This is a genomic window from Thiorhodovibrio litoralis (assembly GCF_033954455.1).
Taxonomy (GTDB): domain Bacteria; phylum Pseudomonadota; class Gammaproteobacteria; order Chromatiales; family Chromatiaceae; genus Thiorhodovibrio; species Thiorhodovibrio litoralis.
The window spans coordinates 2,832,689-2,850,107 of record NZ_CP121473.1; the positions used below are offsets into that span (position 1 = coordinate 2,832,689).

Sequence of the window (17,419 nt, forward strand, 5' to 3'; positions counted from 1 at the left end):
AGAGAATCCCACATGACCAATAGGACACAAGCGTGAGCTGGTTCGAAAAGCTGGTTCCCAGCCGGATAAAAATCGAGGCGAGCAACAAGCGCACCGTGCCGGAGGGCCTGTGGGCCAAATGTCCCGGCTGCAGTGCCGTGCTCTATCGCGCCGAGCTGGAGCGCAACCTTGAGGTTTGCCCCAAGTGCGGCCATCACAACCGCATCACCGCCCGCCGCCGGCTCGATATGTTCCTTGATCCGGACGCGCGCGAGGAGATCGGCGAGGATCTCGAATCGACCGATCCGCTCAAGTTCAAGGATCTGAAAAAATATCGCGACCGGCTGTCACAAGCGCAGAAGCAGACCAGTGAGAAGGAAGCCATGGTGGTCATGCGTGGCACGCTCAAGCGCATGGCCTGCGTGGCGGCAGCCTTTGAGTTTCGCTTCATGGGTGGGTCCATGGGCTCCGTGGTGGGCGAGCGCTTCGTGCGCGGCGTGGAGGCGGCCATCGAGGACCATGCCGCGCTGGTGTGCTTTTCCGCCAGCGGCGGGGCGCGCATGCAGGAGTCGCTGTTTTCGCTGTTCCAGATGGCCAAGACCAGTGCCGCCCTCGGGCGCCTGCGCGAGCGCAAGTTGCCGTTCATTTCCGTGATGACCGATCCGACCATGGGTGGTGTCTCCGCGAGTCTGGCGATGCTCGGCGATATCAATCTGGCCGAGCCGCGCGCATTGATCGGCTTTGCCGGGCCGCGCGTGATCGAACAAACCGTGCGGGAAAAACTGCCAGAGGGATTTCAACATAGCGAGTTTCTGCTTGAGCATGGCGCGCTCGATCAGATTATCGACCGACGCGAACACCGCGACCGCATCGGCAGCATGGTCGCTATGCTGCTCGGGCGCCCGCGCCCCTGACCGGGGCCGCCGCAGGCTCTCGGTTCTCCACTGGCCCTGCCGCTCAGAGGTCGCACCGCCGCCGATGCGCTGGAATACCCTGTCCGAGTGGCTAAGCTGGCAGGAGGGACTGCACCCCAAGCGCATCGACCTGCGCCTTGAGCGTCTCGCCGAGGTCTGGCAACAGCTGGGCCCGCCGCCTTTGCCGGGTCCGGTCATCACCGTCGGCGGCACCAACGGCAAGGGTTCCACCGTCACTTACCTCGACGCCTGCTGCCGCGCCGCCGGTCTGACTACCGGCGTCTATACCTCGCCGCATTTGCTACGCTACAACGAGCGGGTGCGCGTCGATGGTCAGGAGGCCAGCGACCAGGCGCTGTGCGAGGCCTTTGACCGCATCGACCAGGCGCGTGGCGACATCTCGCTGACCTATTTCGAATTCGGCACCCTGGCCGCGCTTGAGCTGTTCAGCCGTGCCCGGGTCGATATCGTGCTGCTGGAGGTCGGGCTCGGCGGGCGCTTGGATGCCGTCAACCTGCTCGATGCCGATATCGCCATCGTCACCAGCATCGGGCGCGATCACATGGCCTGGCTGGGCGATGATCCTGACCAGATTGCGTTCGAAAAGGCCGGTATTTTCCGCCCCGAGCGACCAGCCATCATCGCCAGCCGCGAGCCGCCGCCGCGCTTGCGCGAGCAGGCCGAGGCCATCGGGGCGCGGGTCCATCAGCTCGGGCGCGAGTTCGACTGGGAACTGTCCGATGCAGCGGCGGGGCAGGGCGGCTGGCACTGGCGCCATCGGGACGGGACCGAGCTGAGCAATCTGCCGCTACCGGCACTTTCCGGGCGCGTGCAGCTCGACAACGCCGCCGCGGCTCTGTGCGCGCTGCACCTGCTCGGGCGTGAGCAGCACGGCGCTAGGTCGCCACGGGAGCAGCACCTGCGCGCCGGGTTGGCAGCGGCCAGACTGCCGGGGCGGTTTCAGCTAATCCCCGGCGCACCGCAATGGATTCTCGATGTCGCCCACAACCAGGATGCCGCGCGGGTACTGGCTGAGAACCTGCGCGGGCTCGAGGTCCCGGGCTACGTGCATCTGGTCTTCGCAGTCTTTGCCGACAAAGAAGCGGCGGCCATTGCGGAGATTCTCTCGCCCGTGGCCGATTTCTGGTACCTGGCCGAGCCGCCGGGAGCCCGCGCCATGCCGGTCAGACAACTGGCGGCCCAGGTGCGCCCGTTCACAAACGCGGAGCCGCTAGTTTGCGAATCCCTGCACGAAGCCCTAGACCAGGCGCTAATCTGCGCATCGGGCCAGGACCTGATCGTTGTGACGGGCTCTTTCATGACGGTCGAGGCCGGCTTGCGCTATCGCTTGCCGACGGCTGCTTCGGACGCTATCGGGGCGCCGGCTGCTGTATAATGGGGCGCATGGGCCGACAAAGCATATTGGGAAGCATACTCACAGCATACTGGGAAGTATGCTGGAAGCGCGCTGGAAGCATATTGGGGGAGGGCAGCGTCACGTGATGGATGAAAACGCCAAACGTCGACTGGTCGGCGCCGCGGTGCTGGTCGCGCTCATGGTCATTTTTGTTCCCATGCTGATCGATCGCGGTGACGAAGATGATCAGCTCGGCGAGCCGATCGTGATCCCAAATCCACCGGATTTCGACAGCCGTTTCGATTCCTCAGTCGAGCCATCCGTCGATGAGTTCAACCGCCCGGTGCCGCAACCGCGCGCGCAAGCCCCGGCGGACACGGCACCCCGACCGAGCACTGGCGCGCAGGATCTGCGTCCCAGCCCCGTCAGACCGGAAGCCATCAGGCCAGAATCTGGCAGACCAGAATCTGCCAAGCCCCCTCCGGTGCCGGTCGAGCGCGAGCCGATCAGAGCCGTCACCCCGTCGCCGGCACCTGCACCCGCTCAACCCGCAGCGCCGCCAAGCTCAACGAATCCGCCGCGGGCAGCGCCCCTTGCCAAACCGCCCCAACAGCCCGAGCCGAGGCCTCCGGTTGCTGCCGGGGCCGTCTCCTGGGTGGTGCAAGTAGCCAGCCTCAGCGTTCCTGACGCCGCCACCAAGCTGCGCGACCAACTGCGCGCCAAGGGCTATCCGGCATTCATCGAGCAGGCGGAAATCAAAGACGCGACCTTCTATCGGGTGCGTGTCGGGCCCGAATCGGATCGCGCCCGCGCGGACCGCATGGCCACCGCCATCGGCGCGATCACAGGCGGCGCGCCCCTGGTTCAGCAATACCGCTGAGACATGCTTTCATACTTTTGCCCAAAGACCACAGACTGAGGTAACCGCGAATGATCTGGGTCGACTTCGTCATTATCGGCGTAATTGCACTTTCGGCCATCATCGGGCTGGTGCGCGGACTGATTCGGGAAGTCGTCTCGCTTGCCATCTGGGGTGTGGCCATCTTCGTGGCCTGGACCTTCTATCAGCCTGTCTCGGATATGCTGACACCCTGGGTGGCGACACCCTCGCTGCGCCTGGCGCTCGCGGTGCTCCTGCTGGTCATCGGTGTTTTGTTTCTCGGGGCGATTTTTGCCTACATCCTGACCCTGCTGGTCGAAAAGACCGGGCTGTCCGGAACCGATCGCCTGCTGGGGCTGGTCTTTGGCACCGCCCGCGGGGCTGTTATCGTGGCGCTGGCGGTGTTTCTCGCGGCCCTGACACCCCTGACCGCCGACCCATGGTGGCAGCAGTCGCAACTGCTGGGGCATTTCCAGCATCTGGCCGATCAACTTCTGGCGCTGGTCCCGCTGGATTTGACCGCCAAGGTCAAGTCCATCTAGCCATGCAGGCGCGCGCGCCGCTGCCGGGCTTAGCTGAACTCGCGGTGCTCCTGCCGCGACCCACCGGGACCGAAACTCGCTGAGGCAATCATGTGCGGTATCGTCGGAGTTGTTGGCAAACATCCGGTCAACCAGCTGTTGTATGACGCGCTCCTGGTGATACAGCACCGCGGGCAGGATGCCGCCGGCATCGTCACCAGCCACAACGAGCGCCTGCACATGCGCAAGGACAGCGGCCTGGCGCGCGATGTCTTCCGCACCCGGCACATGCTGCGCCTGCGCGGCAACATGGGCGTCGGCCATGTGCGCTACCCGACCGCCGGTGCGTCCAGCTCGGCCGAGTCTCAGCCCTTCTACGTCAATTCCCCTTATGGCCTCGTGCTGGCGCACAACGGGAACTTGACCAATGCCGATGAGCTAAAGCGCGACGTTTTTGTCGACGATCTGCGCCACATCAATACAAATTCTGACTCCGAGATCCTGCTCAATGTGTTTGCGCACGAGCTTCAGGTGCAAAACAAGCTGCGTATCAATGAGCAGGATATTTTCAACGCCATCGAGGGTGTGCACCGACGCTGCCGCGGCGGCTATGCGGTCGTGGCAATGATCCCCGGTTTTGGCATCATCGGCTTTCGCGATCCGCACGGCATCCGTCCGGTGGTTTACGGCCAGCGCGAGACGCCCGGCGGCACCGAGTACATGATCGCCTCCGAGAGCGTCGCGCTCGACACCGTCGGCTTTAATCTCATCTCCGACATCGCCCCCGGGGAGGCTGTATTCATCAGCGCCGACGGGCAGATTCATACCCGCCAATGCGCGCCTCAGCCGGTGCTCTCACCCTGCATTTTCGAGTTTGTCTACTTCGCGCGGCCGGATTCGGTCATCGACAACATCTCGGTGCACAAGGCCCGCTCGCGCATGGGCAAAAAGCTCGCCGCCAAAATCAAGCGCACCTGGCCCAATCATGATATCGACGTGGTCATCCCGGTGCCTGACACCAGCCGCACCGCCGCGCTGCAACTCGCCAATCATCTTGGCGTGCCCTATGCCGAGGGCTTCATCAAGAACCGCTACATCGGCCGCACCTTCATTATGCCGGGCCAGACGGTGCGCAAGAAATCCGTGCGCCAGAAGCTCAACGCTATTCATTTCGAGTTCCGCAAGAAGAACGTCCTGCTGGTCGATGACTCCATCGTGCGTGGCACGACATCCAAACAAATCATTGATATGGCGCGCGAGGCCGGATCAAAAAAGGTCTATCTCGCCTCGGCGGCGCCCCCGGTGCGCTTCCCTAATGTCTATGGCATCGACATGCCCTCCGCGAGCGAGCTGATCGCGCACGGCCGCAGCGAATGGGACATCGAACGCGCGCTTGGCTGCGACCGGTTGATTTTTCAGGATCTTCAGGACCTGATCGAAGCGGTGCAGAAAAAGACCAAGAGCCTGGTGGATCGTTTCGATACCTCGGTGTTCGATGGCGTCTATATCACCGGCGATGTCACCGAGGACTACCTGGCCAACCTCGAGCGCGTTCGCGGGGAGGCCGCGCGAGCGCCTAGCCCCAGCGACGACGGCGGCGAAGCCGAGGCCGAGGCCGACATCATCGGCCTGCATAATTCCGCCTGAGGTCGCCGCGCGCGATCATGTCTGAAAAGAATTCTCCCGCCGATCCCGCCGCGCCGGCACCAGCCGCCGAGGATGTCGGACCATGTGTCACACCCGAACAGGGCTTCAACACCCGCGCGCTGCGCGTCGGCCACCAGCGCACCGCCGAAGGTGAACACAGCGAGCCCATCTTCGCCACTTCCAGCTTCGTCTTCGCGAGCGCCGCCGAGGCCGCCGCCCGCTTCAGCGGCGATGCGCCCGGCAACGTCTATGCCCGTTTCACCAATCCGACCGTTCAGGCGTTCGAGCAGCGGCTGAATGCGCTTGAAGGTGGGGCGGGCTGTGTCGCCACCGCCTCCGGCATGGCCGCGATCCTGACCATGGCACTCGGTCTGCTGCGCAGCGGGGACCAGATTCTCGCCTCACGTAGCCTGTTCGGCAGCACCCGCATGCTGTTCGACAAATACCTGACGCGCTTTGGCATCGACACCTGCTATGTGCCGCTCGACGACCTCGATGCTTGGCGCGCCGCGCTTGCTCCTCGCACCAAACTGCTGTTTGTCGAGACGCCGTCCAATCCACTGACCGAAATGACCGCCATCGCGCCACTCGCCGAGCTGGCGCACCAGCACGGCGCTCTGCTGGTGGTCGACAACTGCTTCGCCACCCCAGCCCTACAGCGGCCACTGGAGTGGGGCGCCGATCTAGTCATCCACTCTGCCACCAAATACCTCGACGGGCAGGGGCGCTGCCTTGGCGGAGCTGTGATCGCGCGCGACCCAAAGCTGGTGGATGAGGTCTTCGGCGTCGTGCGCACCGCCGGCCCCTCCATGAGCCCCTTCAACGCCTGGGTCTTCCTGAAAGGGCTGGAAACCCTGAGCCTGCGCATGCGCGCCCACTCAGAAGCCGCCCAGCAACTCGCCAACTGGCTGTCAGCTCACCCAAATGTCACCGCTGTCCACTATCCCGGCCTGCCCAGCCACCCCCAGCACCATCTCATCGGCCGCCAGATGACCCGCCCCGGCGGCATTCTCTCCTTCGATGTCAAAGGCGGTCGCGACGCAGCCTGGCGTGCCATCGACCAGACCCGAATGCTCTCCATCACCGCCAACCTCGGCGACACCAAGACCACCATCACCCATCCCGCTACCACCACCCACGCCCGTCTGACTCCCGAAGAACGCACTACCTCCGGCATCGGCGAAGGCCTGATCCGTCTCGCTGTCGGACTCGAAGACATCGCCGATATTCAAGCCGACCTCTCTCGCGGGTTGGGGTGAGCTTAACAGCCAACAGAGCGCTGATTTTCGGTCACCATCGGGGGTCGGCTGAAGCGCTGGAAATATCGTCTGGAGGAGCTCGGTTATGATGTTGGTTGCGCGCCGCTATTCTTGCCACCCCGCGCCTTGCGCTCAGCCCGTTCAGAAACTGTTCGGAGGCTACTCAATCTTCAGAATTGACCAGGTTTCCTGATCGTGAGTGTCATTCACCGAAAATCCGCACCGAGAAAACGTATAAAACTGCAGCGATAAGAGGATCATGTACTTCCTGTTCCTTCTGAAAACGGTGCTAGCGGACTGGATATTGCAATCGCTGTGTTTGCTCGGCTAAATGACCGCTTTTTCTGGAGTTTTTCTAGATGAAAGACCACCGCTGGCAGGCTGATTTGTTCGCGCGCCTAGCCGTGCTCGAGCAGGCTGGGATTGCGCCGCAACAGGCGTTCTTGAGTCTGGCGCAAGGTGCGCCCGAGCCGGAAAAAACCGCGCTTGAGCGCGCGTCGCGCTGGTGCGGGAGCGGGATTGATGTGGCGCGGAGCCTGTCGCGGGCCGGTCTGGTGGATGAGATTGACGCCCGCGTGCTGGAGGCAGCGGTCGAGTCTGGGCGCCTGCAAGCGGCGTATCGGGAACTTGCGGCTCGCCATCAGGCGGCCGATCTGCGGGTGCGGCGCATTCGCGGCAAACTCTTGCTGCCCGGATTTGTGCTGTTCTTGGCCGCCTTCATTAAGCCATTCCCGGCGCTTTTTTCGGGCAAGCTGGACGTTTTGGGGTATCTGGGCGCATCGCTTGGGCTGCTGTTGGGGATCTTCGGGGCGATCGGGCTGGTGGTTGTCTTGATCCGGCGCCGGCGGGGAAGACCCATTGGTCGCGCCCTGCTTGGCCTGCCGGTGATCGGAACCCTACTGATCCGCCGGCAGCGCACGCGCTATCTGGAGGCACTCGCCATGCTGTTCGCCGCTGGCGTGCCCTTGCTGAGTGCACTGGAAACCGCCGCCAAGGCGGCCCAGCCAGGGCCACTGCAGCAGGCTTACCGACAGTTGCATGCGCAGGTGAACGCTGGCGCAACCCTGGAGCAGGCCTTCGCAGGCTGTCCGTACATCACGCAATACAGCAGGCTCTTGGTGCGCTCGGCGGAGCAGTCTGGCACCCTCAGTGATACCCTGGGTCGCGTCGCGCTCAGCGAGCGGGAGTCGCTCGAATCGCTCGAGGATGAACTGGCCAGCTGGCTGCCGCGCATTGCCTATATCCTGGTGGCGATCTGGATGGCCGCCGGCATCCTGGCGGGTGGGGCGCTTACAACCATGCCCGATGACCTCTAGCTGTATAGTCCTGGAGAATGGCAATGCAGGAAAAAGCATCACCCCGCTGGCGGCGCTGGGCCATCGACCTGGCGGTGGTGGTTGCTATCGTGCTGGCCGTTCAGTGGTGGCAGGCGCGCTCGCTGGCCTCGGGCATGGCGCCGCCGCTGGCGGGGGTGGATGCCAATGGCGACTGGCTGGATGTGGCGGCGCTGCGCGGGGAGCCGGTGCTGGTGCATTTCTGGGGTACCTGGTGCCCGGTGTGCCGGTTGATGGACGGAACCGTTGCGCGCATCGCGGAGGACCACGCTGTGGTTAGCGTGGCCTTGCAGTCGGGCAGCGCGCCGGAGGTGCGGGCTTATCTCGAGGAGCATGCGCTTGAGCTGCCCGCAGTGCTGGACCCAGATGGTCGGCTAGCACGGGACTGGGGCGTGAGTGGTGTGCCGGCGAACTTCGTGCTCGATGCCGAGGGGCGCATTCGCTTCGCGACCCGCGGCGCGAGCTCTGGCCCCGGTTTGCGCGTGCGTCTGTGGTTGGCGGGATTGTCCGATTAGAGGGCTGACCGGATCACGGTGGAATAGGTGGCCGGATGCTCTGGAATGCGCAGGCTGGCATCGGCGGGTTGTAAGCGCCTGCCTTGACCGCGAAACAGCGGCGGCATCCTCCGGGGCGTTGCCGCACGATGAAGGTTAGGAAATGAACTGGCTCTGGATCAGATACCCGGTATAGCCAAGATATGCCGCGAGCAGCAGCGTGCCTTCCACCCGATTGATGCGGCCGGGGCCGCCAAAGCCGTAGCCGATGACGAACAGTGAGATGGTCAGGACGGCCATGACTGGCAGGTCACGGGTCAGAATGGCCGGGTCGACCGAAAGCGGATGAATTGCGCCGGCGATGCCGACCACGGCCAGGGTGTTGAACAGATTGGAGCCGATGACATTGCCGAGCGCGAGATCATGCTCGCCCTTGCGGGTGGCGGCGATGGCGGAGGCGAGCTCCGGTAGCGAGGTACCGATGGCGACGATGGTCAGGCCGATGATCAGGTCGCTGACGCCAAATGCTTGCGCGATGCCAACCGCACCCCAGACCAGCAGTCGCGAGCTGATGACCAGTAGCACCAGGCCCAGCACCAGCCAGAAGACCGCGCCCGGTAGGGGCATCGGATGGCTATCGAGCTCCTGGTTCGTCTCGGTGCCCATGGCGTCGGCGTCCGTGCGCAGCCCCTGGACGATGGTCCAGCCCATGATGGCGGCGAACAGCCCGAGCAGAACATAGGCATCCAGACGTGACAGGCCGCCATCCCAGAGCTGCCAGGCGGCGAAGGCGGTGACCAGGGTCAGAATCGGCAGTTCCTTGCGCAGCACGCCGGAGTGCACCCGAATCGGGCTGATCAGCGCGGTGACACCCAAAATAAGTGCGATATTGGTGATGTTGGAGCCATAGGCATTGCCCAGCGCCAACTCTGGCTTGCCCTGGAGTGCGGCAATGGCGGAGACGACCATCTCAGGCGCTGAGGTGCCGAAACCGATGACCACCATGCCAATCAGCAGTGGCGGGGTACCGAAATGACGCGCCACGGCCGCGGCACCATCGACGAAACGATCAGCACTCCACACCAGGACGGCAAGGCCGACAAAGAGTGCTAGAAAAGCCAGGGTCATGCAGGATTCTCCAAGAGTGCCCGAGGGCGTTCAAAACGGGTGTGCCAGCGATGCTCGACCGACCATACTCGACCGGCCATGCGCGCTCAGTATCGACCAGGGTAAAAGAATGGCCTGTCTTATGTACGCTAACGCACGGTCGGTTTGGTCGCAAAGGAAGACAATATTCTCTTCTCAATGCGCGCGACTCTCAATGCGCGTGATCAGTGAGGATAGGATTCTGAGTTCAGCACTGCGGAACAGAGGAGGATTTTCCCATGCCTGCGCACAAGGGTAACAACCCATCTGGTGGCAACCTGCCTAGTGACAGCTCGTCTGGTAACGAGAGGGGCAACGGCTCCTTGCCACCGGACCTCGAGAGTCTGATCCAACAGGGACAAAATCGGCTCAATCGAGTCTTTTCAGGCGGGAGTCCGCACGGCGGAATCGTCATCCTGCTGGCGATCCTCGCGCTCGTCATTCTGGGGGTATGGACCGCATGGACCACCTATTACACGGTGCCGAGCGACTCGGTGGCTGTGGTGCAGCGCTTCGGCAAATATCTCAAGGAGGTTCAGCCTGGGCTGCATTTCAAGCTGCCCTTGGGGGTAGATACGGCCACCATTGTTCCGGTCAAGCGCCAGTTGAAGCAGGAATTCGGGTTCACGACCCCGGGCGCGACTGATCCCTACCAGAGCCCTCGCGATGGCAAGCGGGAAACAGAAATGGTGACGGGAGACCTAAACGCCGCCTTGGTGGAATGGGTGGTGCAATACCGCATTTCCGATCCGGTGAAGTTTTTGTTCGAGGTTCGGGAGCCGAGTGAGACGCTGCGCTATGTGTCGGAATCCGTGATGCGCGAGGTGGTTGGTGATCGCACCGTCGATGAAGTCATTACCATTGGTCGCCAGGAGATCGAAACCGAGGCGCTGGCCAAGATGCAGGCGCTCTCGACCAAATACGCCATGGGGATCAGCATCGATCAGGTGCAATTGAAGAACATCAATCCGCCCCAGCCGGTGCAGGAGTCCTTCAACGAGGTCAACCAGGCCCAGCAGGAGAAAGAGAAACTTATCAACGAAGCGCGGCGCGATTACAACAAGGTGATCCCGCTAGCTGAGGGCGAGAAGGATCAGCGCATTCGCGAGGCCGACGGCTACCGGCTTAAGCGCATCAACGAAGCAGAAGGCAACGTGGCGCGTTTCAGCGCTCTGCTGACGGAGTACAGCAAGGCCCCTGAGGTCACCCGCCGCCGCATCTATATCGAGACCTTGCAAGATGTCATGCCGAGCATTGGCTCCAAGATCATTATCGATGAGCAGACGCGCGGGATTCTGCCGTTCTTGAATCTGGATTCCCTCAAAGCAGATCGCCCCGACAATCAGACCGGAGGTCGGCCATGAAAAAGTCAATCCTTATCTTGGTGGTCCTTGGCATCGGAATATACATCGCGGTCAGCTCAATCTATACCGTGAACGAAGTCGAGCAGGTGATCATCACTCAATTCGGCAAGCCGGTCGGCGAGCCGGTCACCTCCGCTGGCCTGAAGCTCAAAATGCCCTTTATTCAGGACGTAAACCCCATCGACAAACGGGTGCTGGAGTGGGACGGCAATCCGTCGGATATGCCGACCAAGGACAAGCTCTACATCTCGGTGGATCTGTTCGCCCGTTGGCGGATCACCGATCCGCTGCAATATTTTCTGCGCCTGCACGACGAGCGCAGCGCCCAATCGCGCTTAGACGACATTCTCGGCAGCGAGACGCGTAACGCAGTTGCGAAGCACGAGTTGATCGAGATCATCCGCACCACCAAGGATCGGGTGCCGCTGCGCGATGCGCTCTTGACCGACGCCGAGCAGGAGCAGGATATGGGCTCGCTGGTGCCGATCCAGAAGGGCCGCAAGCTAGTCGAGCAGGAGATCTTCACCGCCGCCGCCGAGAAGGTTCGGGTGTTCGGGATCGAGCTGCTCGACATCCGCTTCAAGCGCATCAATTACAACGAGAGCGTGCGCCCGAAGATCTACGACCGCATGATCAGTGAACGGCGCCAGATTGCGGAGCGCTTCCTGTCAGAAGGCAATGGCGAAGCGGCCAGAATTCGCGGCAATCGGGTGCGGGACCTGAACAAAATCCAGTCCGAGGCCTATCGGCAAGTCGAGGTGATCCGTGGAATGGCGGACGCCAAGGCTACTGAGATCTATGCCAGCGCCTACAACCAGAGCCCCGAAGCTGCGGCCTTTTATGAATTCACCCGCACCATGCAAGCCTACAAGACCATGATCGCGGAAAACACCACTTTGGTTCTGTCCACGGATAGTGATTTGTTTAAGTTCTTAAAGGGCGTGGCTCCTGGGCGCGATGCCGCGGCGGGCCAAGGTATTCTTGCAGAGTGAGCTCGCGAGAGTGCGCTTGCGTTAATCTGCTGGGAGATCGCGCAGGCGGCGGGCGTTGATGTACTGAATGCCGGCCCCGAAGCGATCGTGGCGCACGCGGCTTAGGCCGGCGAAGTCGATGCGCATGCGATACCAATGGCGTGGCTCGGCTTGGAGCAGATGCCCAAGGATGCCGCGGATGACACCGGCATGGCCCGAGATCAGCAGATGGCGGCCGCGATGCTGTTCTATCAGGCGGTCGTAGACATGGCCGACGCGGGCGACCAGGGCCTCCAGGGTTTCGCCGCCCGGCGGGCGATGCGCGGCCGGATCGCGGTAAAAGTTAATAAAGGCCTCGGGCTCGGAACGGGCGATTTCCCGATGACGGCGCCCTTCCCAGCGGCCCATGCTGATCTCGTGCAGTTCGGGCTCGACCATCAGCGGTAGCTGATGGCGGCCGGCCAACTCGGCGGCAAACTCCCGACAGCGTGCGAGTGGGGAGGAGATGATCTGATCCCAGGGCGCGGCATCGCTGACCGCCGCGCGCATCTGCTGCCAACCAAGCTCGCTCAGGGGATGGTCTGCCGCAACGCCGCGAATCATGGTGCCGCCGCGCGGCTCGCCGTGGCGAATCAGGTCAACAAAGGTGTCGCGCATGACATTGACCTGTTAGCACCCGGAATCGGAGTTGGGCTCGGACGGGGGGAGTGGTGGTCAAAAATGGCCTAACCACCGAAGAGGTCCTTCAGCGCCTGAATGGTGGTGGCGCGTCCCAGTTCGCCGATAGCCGTGGTCAGCGGAATCTCCTTGGGGCAGACGCGCACGCAGTTCTGGGCATTGCCGCAGTCGCTCAGGCCGCCCTGACCCATGATGCGGTGTAGGCGCTCGCTGCGGTCGAAACGCCCGGTGGGTTGGGAGTTCATCAGGCGCACCTGCGCGAGCGCGGCCGGGCCGACGAAGTCCTGCCCCTCGTCATACTGCGGGCAGGCGGCCAGGCAGCAGCCGCAGCTCATGCAGCGGCTGAACAGATAATCCTTGGCCCACTGCTTTTGCGATACGCGCGGGCCGGACTCTTTGACGGGCCAGGCGCCGTCGATGCGCACCCACGCCTGGACATGCTTGAGATGCTCGGACATGCGGTCGCGGTCGACCAGCAGATCACGCACCAGCGGGAATTTCGGCAGTGGCTCCAGCACGATGGGCTGCTTGAGTTCCTCGATCAGCGCTGAGCAGGCGGGCCGGGGCTGGCCGTTGATCATCATGGCGCAGGCGCCGCAGACCTCTTCCATGCAGTTGTGATCGAATACGACCGGGTCGACTCGCTCGCCATCAATGGTGATCGGATTGGCGCGCAGACGTCGCAGCACGGCAACGACATTGTCACGCTCGAAGCAGGGCAGCTCGAAGCTTTGCCAGTAGGGCGGCGAGAAGGGATCATCCTGACGGCGGATTTTGAGCTCCACGACTTCAGCATCCAGCGACCGCGGCGGAGTCGGGGCGGCTTGCTCGATGTCGGCGCCGAGCGGCGTGTCGGACTCGTCCATGGGTGCGTTCGCCGGGGAGAGGTTGCTGAGTTCGGAGGCGTCGGAAGTGGACATGGGCAATGGCGTGTTGGGCGAAGAGTGATGGCAGGGCCTAGCGATAATCGCGCGGCTCCTCGGGAGCGATCAGGCTGGTGTCGACGGGTTCGTAGCCGACGCGCGGACCATCCGGATGGTAATCCGCGATGGTGGTCTTGAGCCATTGGTCATTGTTTTCCTTCCAGCGCGCGCGAAACTCCTCAAACGCAGGGTCTCCCGGACTGCTGTGCGCTGGCGGTGGGTCCTCGAACGCCGGCTTGTGGTGCGCGCCGCGGCACTCATCGCGCGCATGAGCGCTGGCGGTGACCACCTGCGCGAGCTTGACCATGTCGAACACCTGGCGCGCATAGGCTAGGGTGTGATTGGCCCAGGGGTTGGCCTCGCCAAGCTTGAGCCGGGCGAAGGACTGCTCGAGCTCGACCAATTCGGCAAAGGCCTCGTTGAGCTGGGTGTTGTCGCGCACCACGCCGACTGCATCCGTCATCAGGGCGCCGAGGCGCTGATGCAAGTCGTAAGGATTTTCCTCGCCATTGGCATGGATGAAGTGGTGATTGATCTGGTTTTGATAGCGGATCTCGCTGTCGAAGGCGGCGTGCGAGTCATCTTCGACCGAGTGTTCCAGTCCCCCGAGATAGGCCACCACCGCCTCGCCCGCGACCCGCCCGGAGAAAGACGCCGAGAGCAGCGAATTGGCGCCCAGACGGTTGGCGCCGTGGTAGGCGTAGTCGCACTCGCCGCAGGCATAGAGACCGGGAATACTGGTTGCGTGGTTGCGCGGGCTACCGGCGAGCAATCCGCCGCTATGAGGGTCTTTCTCGAAATCGACCCACAGACCGCCCATGGAGTAATGCGCGGCAGGAAAAATCATCATCGGGCTGCTGAGTGGATCGACCCCGGCGAACTTGCGGTAAATGGACAGAATGGCACCCAGGCGCGTTTCCACCTGCTGCGGGTCGAGGTGGGTCAGGTCGAGGTAGACCTGATCGTGCCCGCCGACACCCAGGCCAAGCTCGCGCGTCACCTTCCAGATGGCGCGCGAGGCGAGATCGCGCGGCACCGTGTTGCCGTAGGCCGGATACCATTCCTCGAGGAAGTAAAAACGCTCGGACTCGGGGATGGCCAGCGGCTCGCGCCTGTCTTGCGCCTGGCGTGGCACCCACACGCGCCCGCCCTCACCGCGCGCGGCCTCGCTCATCAGGCGGGTTTTGTCATCGCCGATCATGGCAGTGGGGTGGAACTGAAAGAACTCGGCATTGGCAAAGCGCGCGCCCTGCTGAAACACCCGGCTCGCCGCCGCGCCTGTGGAGTTGGTGGAGCAGGTGGTCTTGGGGCTGTAGATCTGCCCAAAGCCGCCGGTGGCGAGCACCACGACATCGGCACGAAAAGCGCGCACCTCAAGACTGCGCAAATTCATCGCCACGATGCCGCGGCAATGGCCATTTGCATCCTTGACGATGGCGAGAAATTCCCACCACTCGTGCTTCTCGACCTGCTTCTCGCTCTCCAGACGGCGCACTTGCTGATCGAGGCTGTAGAGCAGCTGCTGGCCGGTGCTGGCGCCGGCAAAGCAGGTGCGCCGATTGCGCACGCCGCCGAACAGGCGCTGATCGAGTGTGCCCTCGGGCGTGCGCGAGAAGGCCACACCCATGCGCTCGAAGGTGTGGATCAGGCCTGGGGCCTCCTCGCACAGGGATTTGACCGGCGGCTGATTGGCGAGATAGCTGCCGCCCTTGATGGTGTCGCGAATGTGCTGCGCGACGCTGTCGCCCTCGCCCTTGGTATCAAGCACAGCATTGATGCCGCCCTGGGCGCAGACCGAATGCGAGCGCATGACCTCAAACAGCGAGAACAGCTGCACCTGATGACCGGCGGAGGCGATGCGCAGGGTTGCCAGCAAACCGCCGAGCCCGCCACCCACGACAATGACATTGCGTCCGTTCATTGCAAAAACCCGATCAGTCCATGGGTGCCGAGCGCGCCAAGCACCAAGCCGAAGAGGAGACAGAACCAGCCGAAGCGTCGTTGCGCGGCGGCGTCTGTGGTAAGCCCCCAGCTGATGGCGGAGGTGGCCAGCCCGTTGGCCAGGTGAAACACCGACAGCCAGAGCCCCAGCAGGTAGATCACCAGAGTGACCGGCTGCGACAGGGACTGCTGCATGTAGCGGAACAGGTCGGCATCGATTTGGGGGTCGAGCATGCCGGCAAAGCGGGTTAGCCCCAGGTGCAGCGCCAGGAAGGCGATGATGGCGATACCGGACATGCGTTGCAGCCAGTAAAGCCAGTTGCGCGCATAGCGGTAGCGCAGTGGCTCGGCTCCACCGCTGCCGATGACCACCAGCCCATAGCCGGCGTGCAGCAGCAGCGGCAGGGCGATCACGACCACCTCGAAGATGACCAGGTAGTTGAGCTGCTGGATGCTGGCGACCTGTGCGTTGTAGTGCTCCGCTCCGAAGCGGGACTGGGAGTTCTCCCACAGATGGAACACCAGAAAGGCACCGAGCGGTATCAGCCCCAGGACCGAATGGAGCCGGCGCAGCAGAAAATGACTGTCGTGGATGGATGCGCGCATAATGTCTCTGACGCGGAAACTGACTTGAAAGGATAAGCCTTTGGCGGCTGGATGCAAATGCGCCGGCTCAGTGCGCCTGCGCCAGAAAGGGATTGTCGCGCCGCTCGGTACCGAAGCTCGACATGGGGCCATGTCCGGGAATGAAGCGCACATGATCGCCCAACGGCAGCAGCTCGTGCTGGATGGACTGCAACAGCCGCGCGTGATTGCCGCGGGGTAGGTCGGTGCGCCCAATGGCGCCGCGAAAGAGCACGTCGCCCACCTGCGCCAAGGCATCGGAGCGGTCAAAATACACCAGATGCCCAGGCGAGTGGCCGGGGCAATGCAAAACCTCCAGACACTGCTCGCCGAAGCGAACGGTCTCGCCCGCGTCGAGCCAGACATCCGGCGTGAACGCCCGCTGGGGCGGAAAGCCGAACATCCGCGCCTGTTCCGGCAAGGCGCCGAGCAGGAAGGCATCGTCGCGATGCGGCCCCATAATAGACAGCTGCAGCCGCGCGGCCAGCGCGGGCGCGGCGCCGACATGATCGAGATGCCCGTGGGTGAGCAGCAAGTGCCGTGGCTTGGCGCCGAGCTTCTCGATAGCGGCAAGGATGCGCTCAGGCTCGCCGCCCGGATCGATAATCACCGCCTCGCGCGTTTGTTCGCACATCAGCAGGGTGCAGTTCTGCTGAAAATCCGTCACGGGGATGAGCTCAAATTGCATAGGATAACCAGGACTCTTCTCAGCGACGGCGTTTCTTGGGTTTGGCCAGCATTACCAGGCGAGTGCGGGATAGACGGTCGTGCCAGCCCAGACGCTCAGGATTCAGCCATGCCGCCCAGAGCCCGAGACCGGCCGGTGCCATGCACACCAGGACAAGCCCTAAGCGACGCAGGGAATCGCCCCAGCCGAGCGGCTGGCCATCCTCACGCACCAGCTGCAGGCGCCACGCGCGCATGCCGAGGCTTTGGCGTCCCGCCGACCAGAAAAAGACATAGTAGAGCGCGCCAACGCCCAGCAGATAGGCCTGAAACAGCACCCGCGGCAGCCCCTGGGTCAGATCACCGCCGAGCAGGCCCTGATACGCGATGGTGACCAGCGCCGTTGCCATGACTAGAACCCCAGCGACCAGCATCAGGTCATAGATGGCGCTGATGATGCGGCGCGCGACGCCAGGCGCGCGCGCCTGCTCGAGCTCGGCGGCATCCAACAACGGCGACCGGGTCGGGGCCTGAGCCTTGGCCCGAGCTGGATCTGGAGCCGAAACCGAATCTGGAAGTTGGGTTGGCGTCGGGGCAGACGATTGTTCTGAAAGCAGCATGCGCGCTATTGTCCGGAAATTCGCCCCCGGCGTCACCCAAAAGAGTCCAATTCGGTTCACAATTTCGAGCCATGCGCGCCGCACGGGCCGCGCAGATGACG

Annotated in this window: 17 protein-coding genes; 10 read left to right on the forward strand and 7 right to left on the reverse strand. The window is 63.2% G+C overall.

The features are described from left to right. The first annotated feature begins 32 nt into the window (after positions 1-32). The 8 genes from accD to Thiosp_RS12610 all read left to right on the forward strand — a co-directional run bounded on the left by accD (position 33) and on the right by Thiosp_RS12610 (position 8,406). Positions 33-893, forward strand: coding sequence for an acetyl-CoA carboxylase, carboxyltransferase subunit beta (gene accD / locus Thiosp_RS12575; protein WP_201068627.1), 861 nt, complete (start codon positions 33-35; stop codon positions 891-893). A 64-nt stretch (positions 894-957) separates the two neighbouring features. Then, complete coding sequence (gene folC, locus Thiosp_RS12580) at positions 958-2,289, forward strand: bifunctional tetrahydrofolate synthase/dihydrofolate synthase (protein WP_201068626.1); 1,332 nt, start codon at positions 958-960, stop codon at positions 2,287-2,289. A gap of 106 nt (positions 2,290-2,395) precedes the next feature. Then, positions 2,396-3,130, forward strand: a complete 735-nt coding sequence (locus tag Thiosp_RS12585; protein ID WP_201068625.1) for an SPOR domain-containing protein — start codon at positions 2,396-2,398, stop codon at positions 3,128-3,130. 50 nt (positions 3,131-3,180) lie between these two features. Further along, on the forward strand, positions 3,181-3,672 hold the full coding sequence (locus Thiosp_RS12590; protein ID WP_201068624.1) for a CvpA family protein: 492 nt from the start codon (positions 3,181-3,183) through the stop codon (positions 3,670-3,672). A gap of 90 nt (positions 3,673-3,762) precedes the next feature. Further along, complete coding sequence (gene purF / locus Thiosp_RS12595; RefSeq protein ID WP_201068623.1) at positions 3,763-5,298, forward strand: amidophosphoribosyltransferase; 1,536 nt, start codon at positions 3,763-3,765, stop codon at positions 5,296-5,298. 17 nt (positions 5,299-5,315) lie between these two features. After that, positions 5,316-6,557, forward strand: coding sequence for an O-succinylhomoserine sulfhydrylase (locus tag Thiosp_RS12600; RefSeq protein ID WP_201068622.1), 1,242 nt, complete (start codon positions 5,316-5,318; stop codon positions 6,555-6,557). A 359-nt stretch (positions 6,558-6,916) separates the two neighbouring features. After that, a complete protein-coding gene (locus tag Thiosp_RS12605) occupies positions 6,917-7,873 on the forward strand; it encodes a type II secretion system F family protein (protein ID WP_201068621.1) in 957 nt (318 codons plus the stop codon). A 23-nt stretch (positions 7,874-7,896) separates the two neighbouring features. Then, complete coding sequence (locus tag Thiosp_RS12610) at positions 7,897-8,406, forward strand: protein disulfide oxidoreductase (protein WP_242518886.1); 510 nt, start codon at positions 7,897-7,899, stop codon at positions 8,404-8,406. A 135-nt stretch (positions 8,407-8,541) separates the two neighbouring features. Here the strand turns inward: Thiosp_RS12610 and Thiosp_RS12615 are convergent, their stop codons facing one another. Beyond that, positions 8,542-9,513 carry a calcium/sodium antiporter gene (locus tag Thiosp_RS12615; protein WP_201068619.1) on the reverse strand — a complete coding sequence of 324 codons (972 nt, stop codon included), beginning with the start codon at positions 9,511-9,513 and terminating at the stop codon, positions 8,542-8,544. A 257-nt stretch (positions 9,514-9,770) separates the two neighbouring features. On the opposite strand from Thiosp_RS12615, the gene hflK reads away from it, so the two are divergent. Continuing rightward, on the forward strand, positions 9,771-10,895 hold the full coding sequence (gene hflK / locus Thiosp_RS12620) for an FtsH protease activity modulator HflK (protein WP_201068618.1): 1,125 nt from the start codon (positions 9,771-9,773) through the stop codon (positions 10,893-10,895). Beyond that, the gene (gene hflC / locus Thiosp_RS12625; protein ID WP_201068617.1) at positions 10,892-11,887 is read left to right on the forward strand and encodes a protease modulator HflC; all 996 of its coding nucleotides are present in this window, start codon (positions 10,892-10,894) and stop codon (positions 11,885-11,887) included. The genes hflK and hflC overlap by 4 nt, the downstream gene beginning before the upstream one ends. 21 nt (positions 11,888-11,908) lie before the next feature. Here the strand turns inward: hflC and Thiosp_RS12630 are convergent, their stop codons facing one another. The 6 genes from Thiosp_RS12630 to Thiosp_RS12655 all read right to left on the reverse strand — a co-directional run bounded on the left by Thiosp_RS12630 (position 11,909) and on the right by Thiosp_RS12655 (position 17,210). Continuing rightward, positions 11,909-12,523 (reverse strand): histidine phosphatase family protein, encoded by a 615-nt coding sequence (locus tag Thiosp_RS12630; protein ID WP_201068616.1) that lies wholly within the window; start codon positions 12,521-12,523, stop codon positions 11,909-11,911. Between the two features lie 68 nt (positions 12,524-12,591). Continuing rightward, positions 12,592-13,464 carry a succinate dehydrogenase iron-sulfur subunit gene (gene sdhB, locus Thiosp_RS12635; protein WP_242518885.1) on the reverse strand — a complete coding sequence of 291 codons (873 nt, stop codon included), beginning with the start codon at positions 13,462-13,464 and terminating at the stop codon, positions 12,592-12,594. A 37-nt stretch (positions 13,465-13,501) separates the two neighbouring features. Next, complete coding sequence (gene sdhA, locus Thiosp_RS12640; protein WP_201068615.1) at positions 13,502-15,388, reverse strand: succinate dehydrogenase (quinone) flavoprotein subunit; 1,887 nt, start codon at positions 15,386-15,388, stop codon at positions 13,502-13,504. Further along, complete coding sequence (locus tag Thiosp_RS12645) at positions 15,385-16,014, reverse strand: succinate dehydrogenase (protein ID WP_201068614.1); 630 nt, start codon at positions 16,012-16,014, stop codon at positions 15,385-15,387. Before Thiosp_RS12645 ends, sdhA begins: the two co-directional genes overlap by 4 nt. Positions 16,015-16,081: 67 nt before the next feature. Next, positions 16,082-16,720 carry an MBL fold metallo-hydrolase gene (locus tag Thiosp_RS12650; protein ID WP_201068613.1) on the reverse strand — a complete coding sequence of 213 codons (639 nt, stop codon included), beginning with the start codon at positions 16,718-16,720 and terminating at the stop codon, positions 16,082-16,084. Between the two features lie 19 nt (positions 16,721-16,739). Beyond that, on the reverse strand, positions 16,740-17,210 hold the full coding sequence (locus tag Thiosp_RS12655) for an RDD family protein (protein ID WP_323696450.1): 471 nt from the start codon (positions 17,208-17,210) through the stop codon (positions 16,740-16,742). Positions 17,211-17,419: the final 209 nt, after the last annotated feature.

Coding starts and splice junctions, on each gene's coding strand:
- folC (WP_201068626.1), top strand. CDS start 958: ATGCGCTGGAATACCCTGTCCGAGTGGCTAAGCTGGCAGGAGGGACTG.
- Thiosp_RS12585 (WP_201068625.1), top strand. CDS start 2,396: ATGGATGAAAACGCCAAACGTCGACTGGTCGGCGCCGCGGTGCTGGTC.
- Thiosp_RS12590 (WP_201068624.1), top strand. CDS start 3,181: ATGATCTGGGTCGACTTCGTCATTATCGGCGTAATTGCACTTTCGGCC.
- purF (WP_201068623.1), top strand. CDS start 3,763: ATGTGCGGTATCGTCGGAGTTGTTGGCAAACATCCGGTCAACCAGCTG.
- Thiosp_RS12600 (WP_201068622.1), top strand. CDS start 5,316: ATGTCTGAAAAGAATTCTCCCGCCGATCCCGCCGCGCCGGCACCAGCC.
- Thiosp_RS12605 (WP_201068621.1), top strand. CDS start 6,917: ATGAAAGACCACCGCTGGCAGGCTGATTTGTTCGCGCGCCTAGCCGTG.
- Thiosp_RS12610 (WP_242518886.1), top strand. CDS start 7,897: ATGCAGGAAAAAGCATCACCCCGCTGGCGGCGCTGGGCCATCGACCTG.
- Thiosp_RS12615 (WP_201068619.1), bottom strand. CDS start 9,513: ATGACCCTGGCTTTTCTAGCACTCTTTGTCGGCCTTGCCGTCCTGGTG.
- hflK (WP_201068618.1), top strand. CDS start 9,771: ATGCCTGCGCACAAGGGTAACAACCCATCTGGTGGCAACCTGCCTAGT.
- hflC (WP_201068617.1), top strand. CDS start 10,892: ATGAAAAAGTCAATCCTTATCTTGGTGGTCCTTGGCATCGGAATATAC.
- Thiosp_RS12630 (WP_201068616.1), bottom strand. CDS start 12,523: ATGCGCGACACCTTTGTTGACCTGATTCGCCACGGCGAGCCGCGCGGC.
- sdhB (WP_242518885.1), bottom strand. CDS start 13,464: ATGTCCACTTCCGACGCCTCCGAACTCAGCAACCTCTCCCCGGCGAAC.
- sdhA (WP_201068615.1), bottom strand. CDS start 15,388: ATGAACGGACGCAATGTCATTGTCGTGGGTGGCGGGCTCGGCGGTTTG.
- Thiosp_RS12645 (WP_201068614.1), bottom strand. CDS start 16,014: ATGCGCGCATCCATCCACGACAGTCATTTTCTGCTGCGCCGGCTCCAT.
- Thiosp_RS12650 (WP_201068613.1), bottom strand. CDS start 16,720: ATGCAATTTGAGCTCATCCCCGTGACGGATTTTCAGCAGAACTGCACC.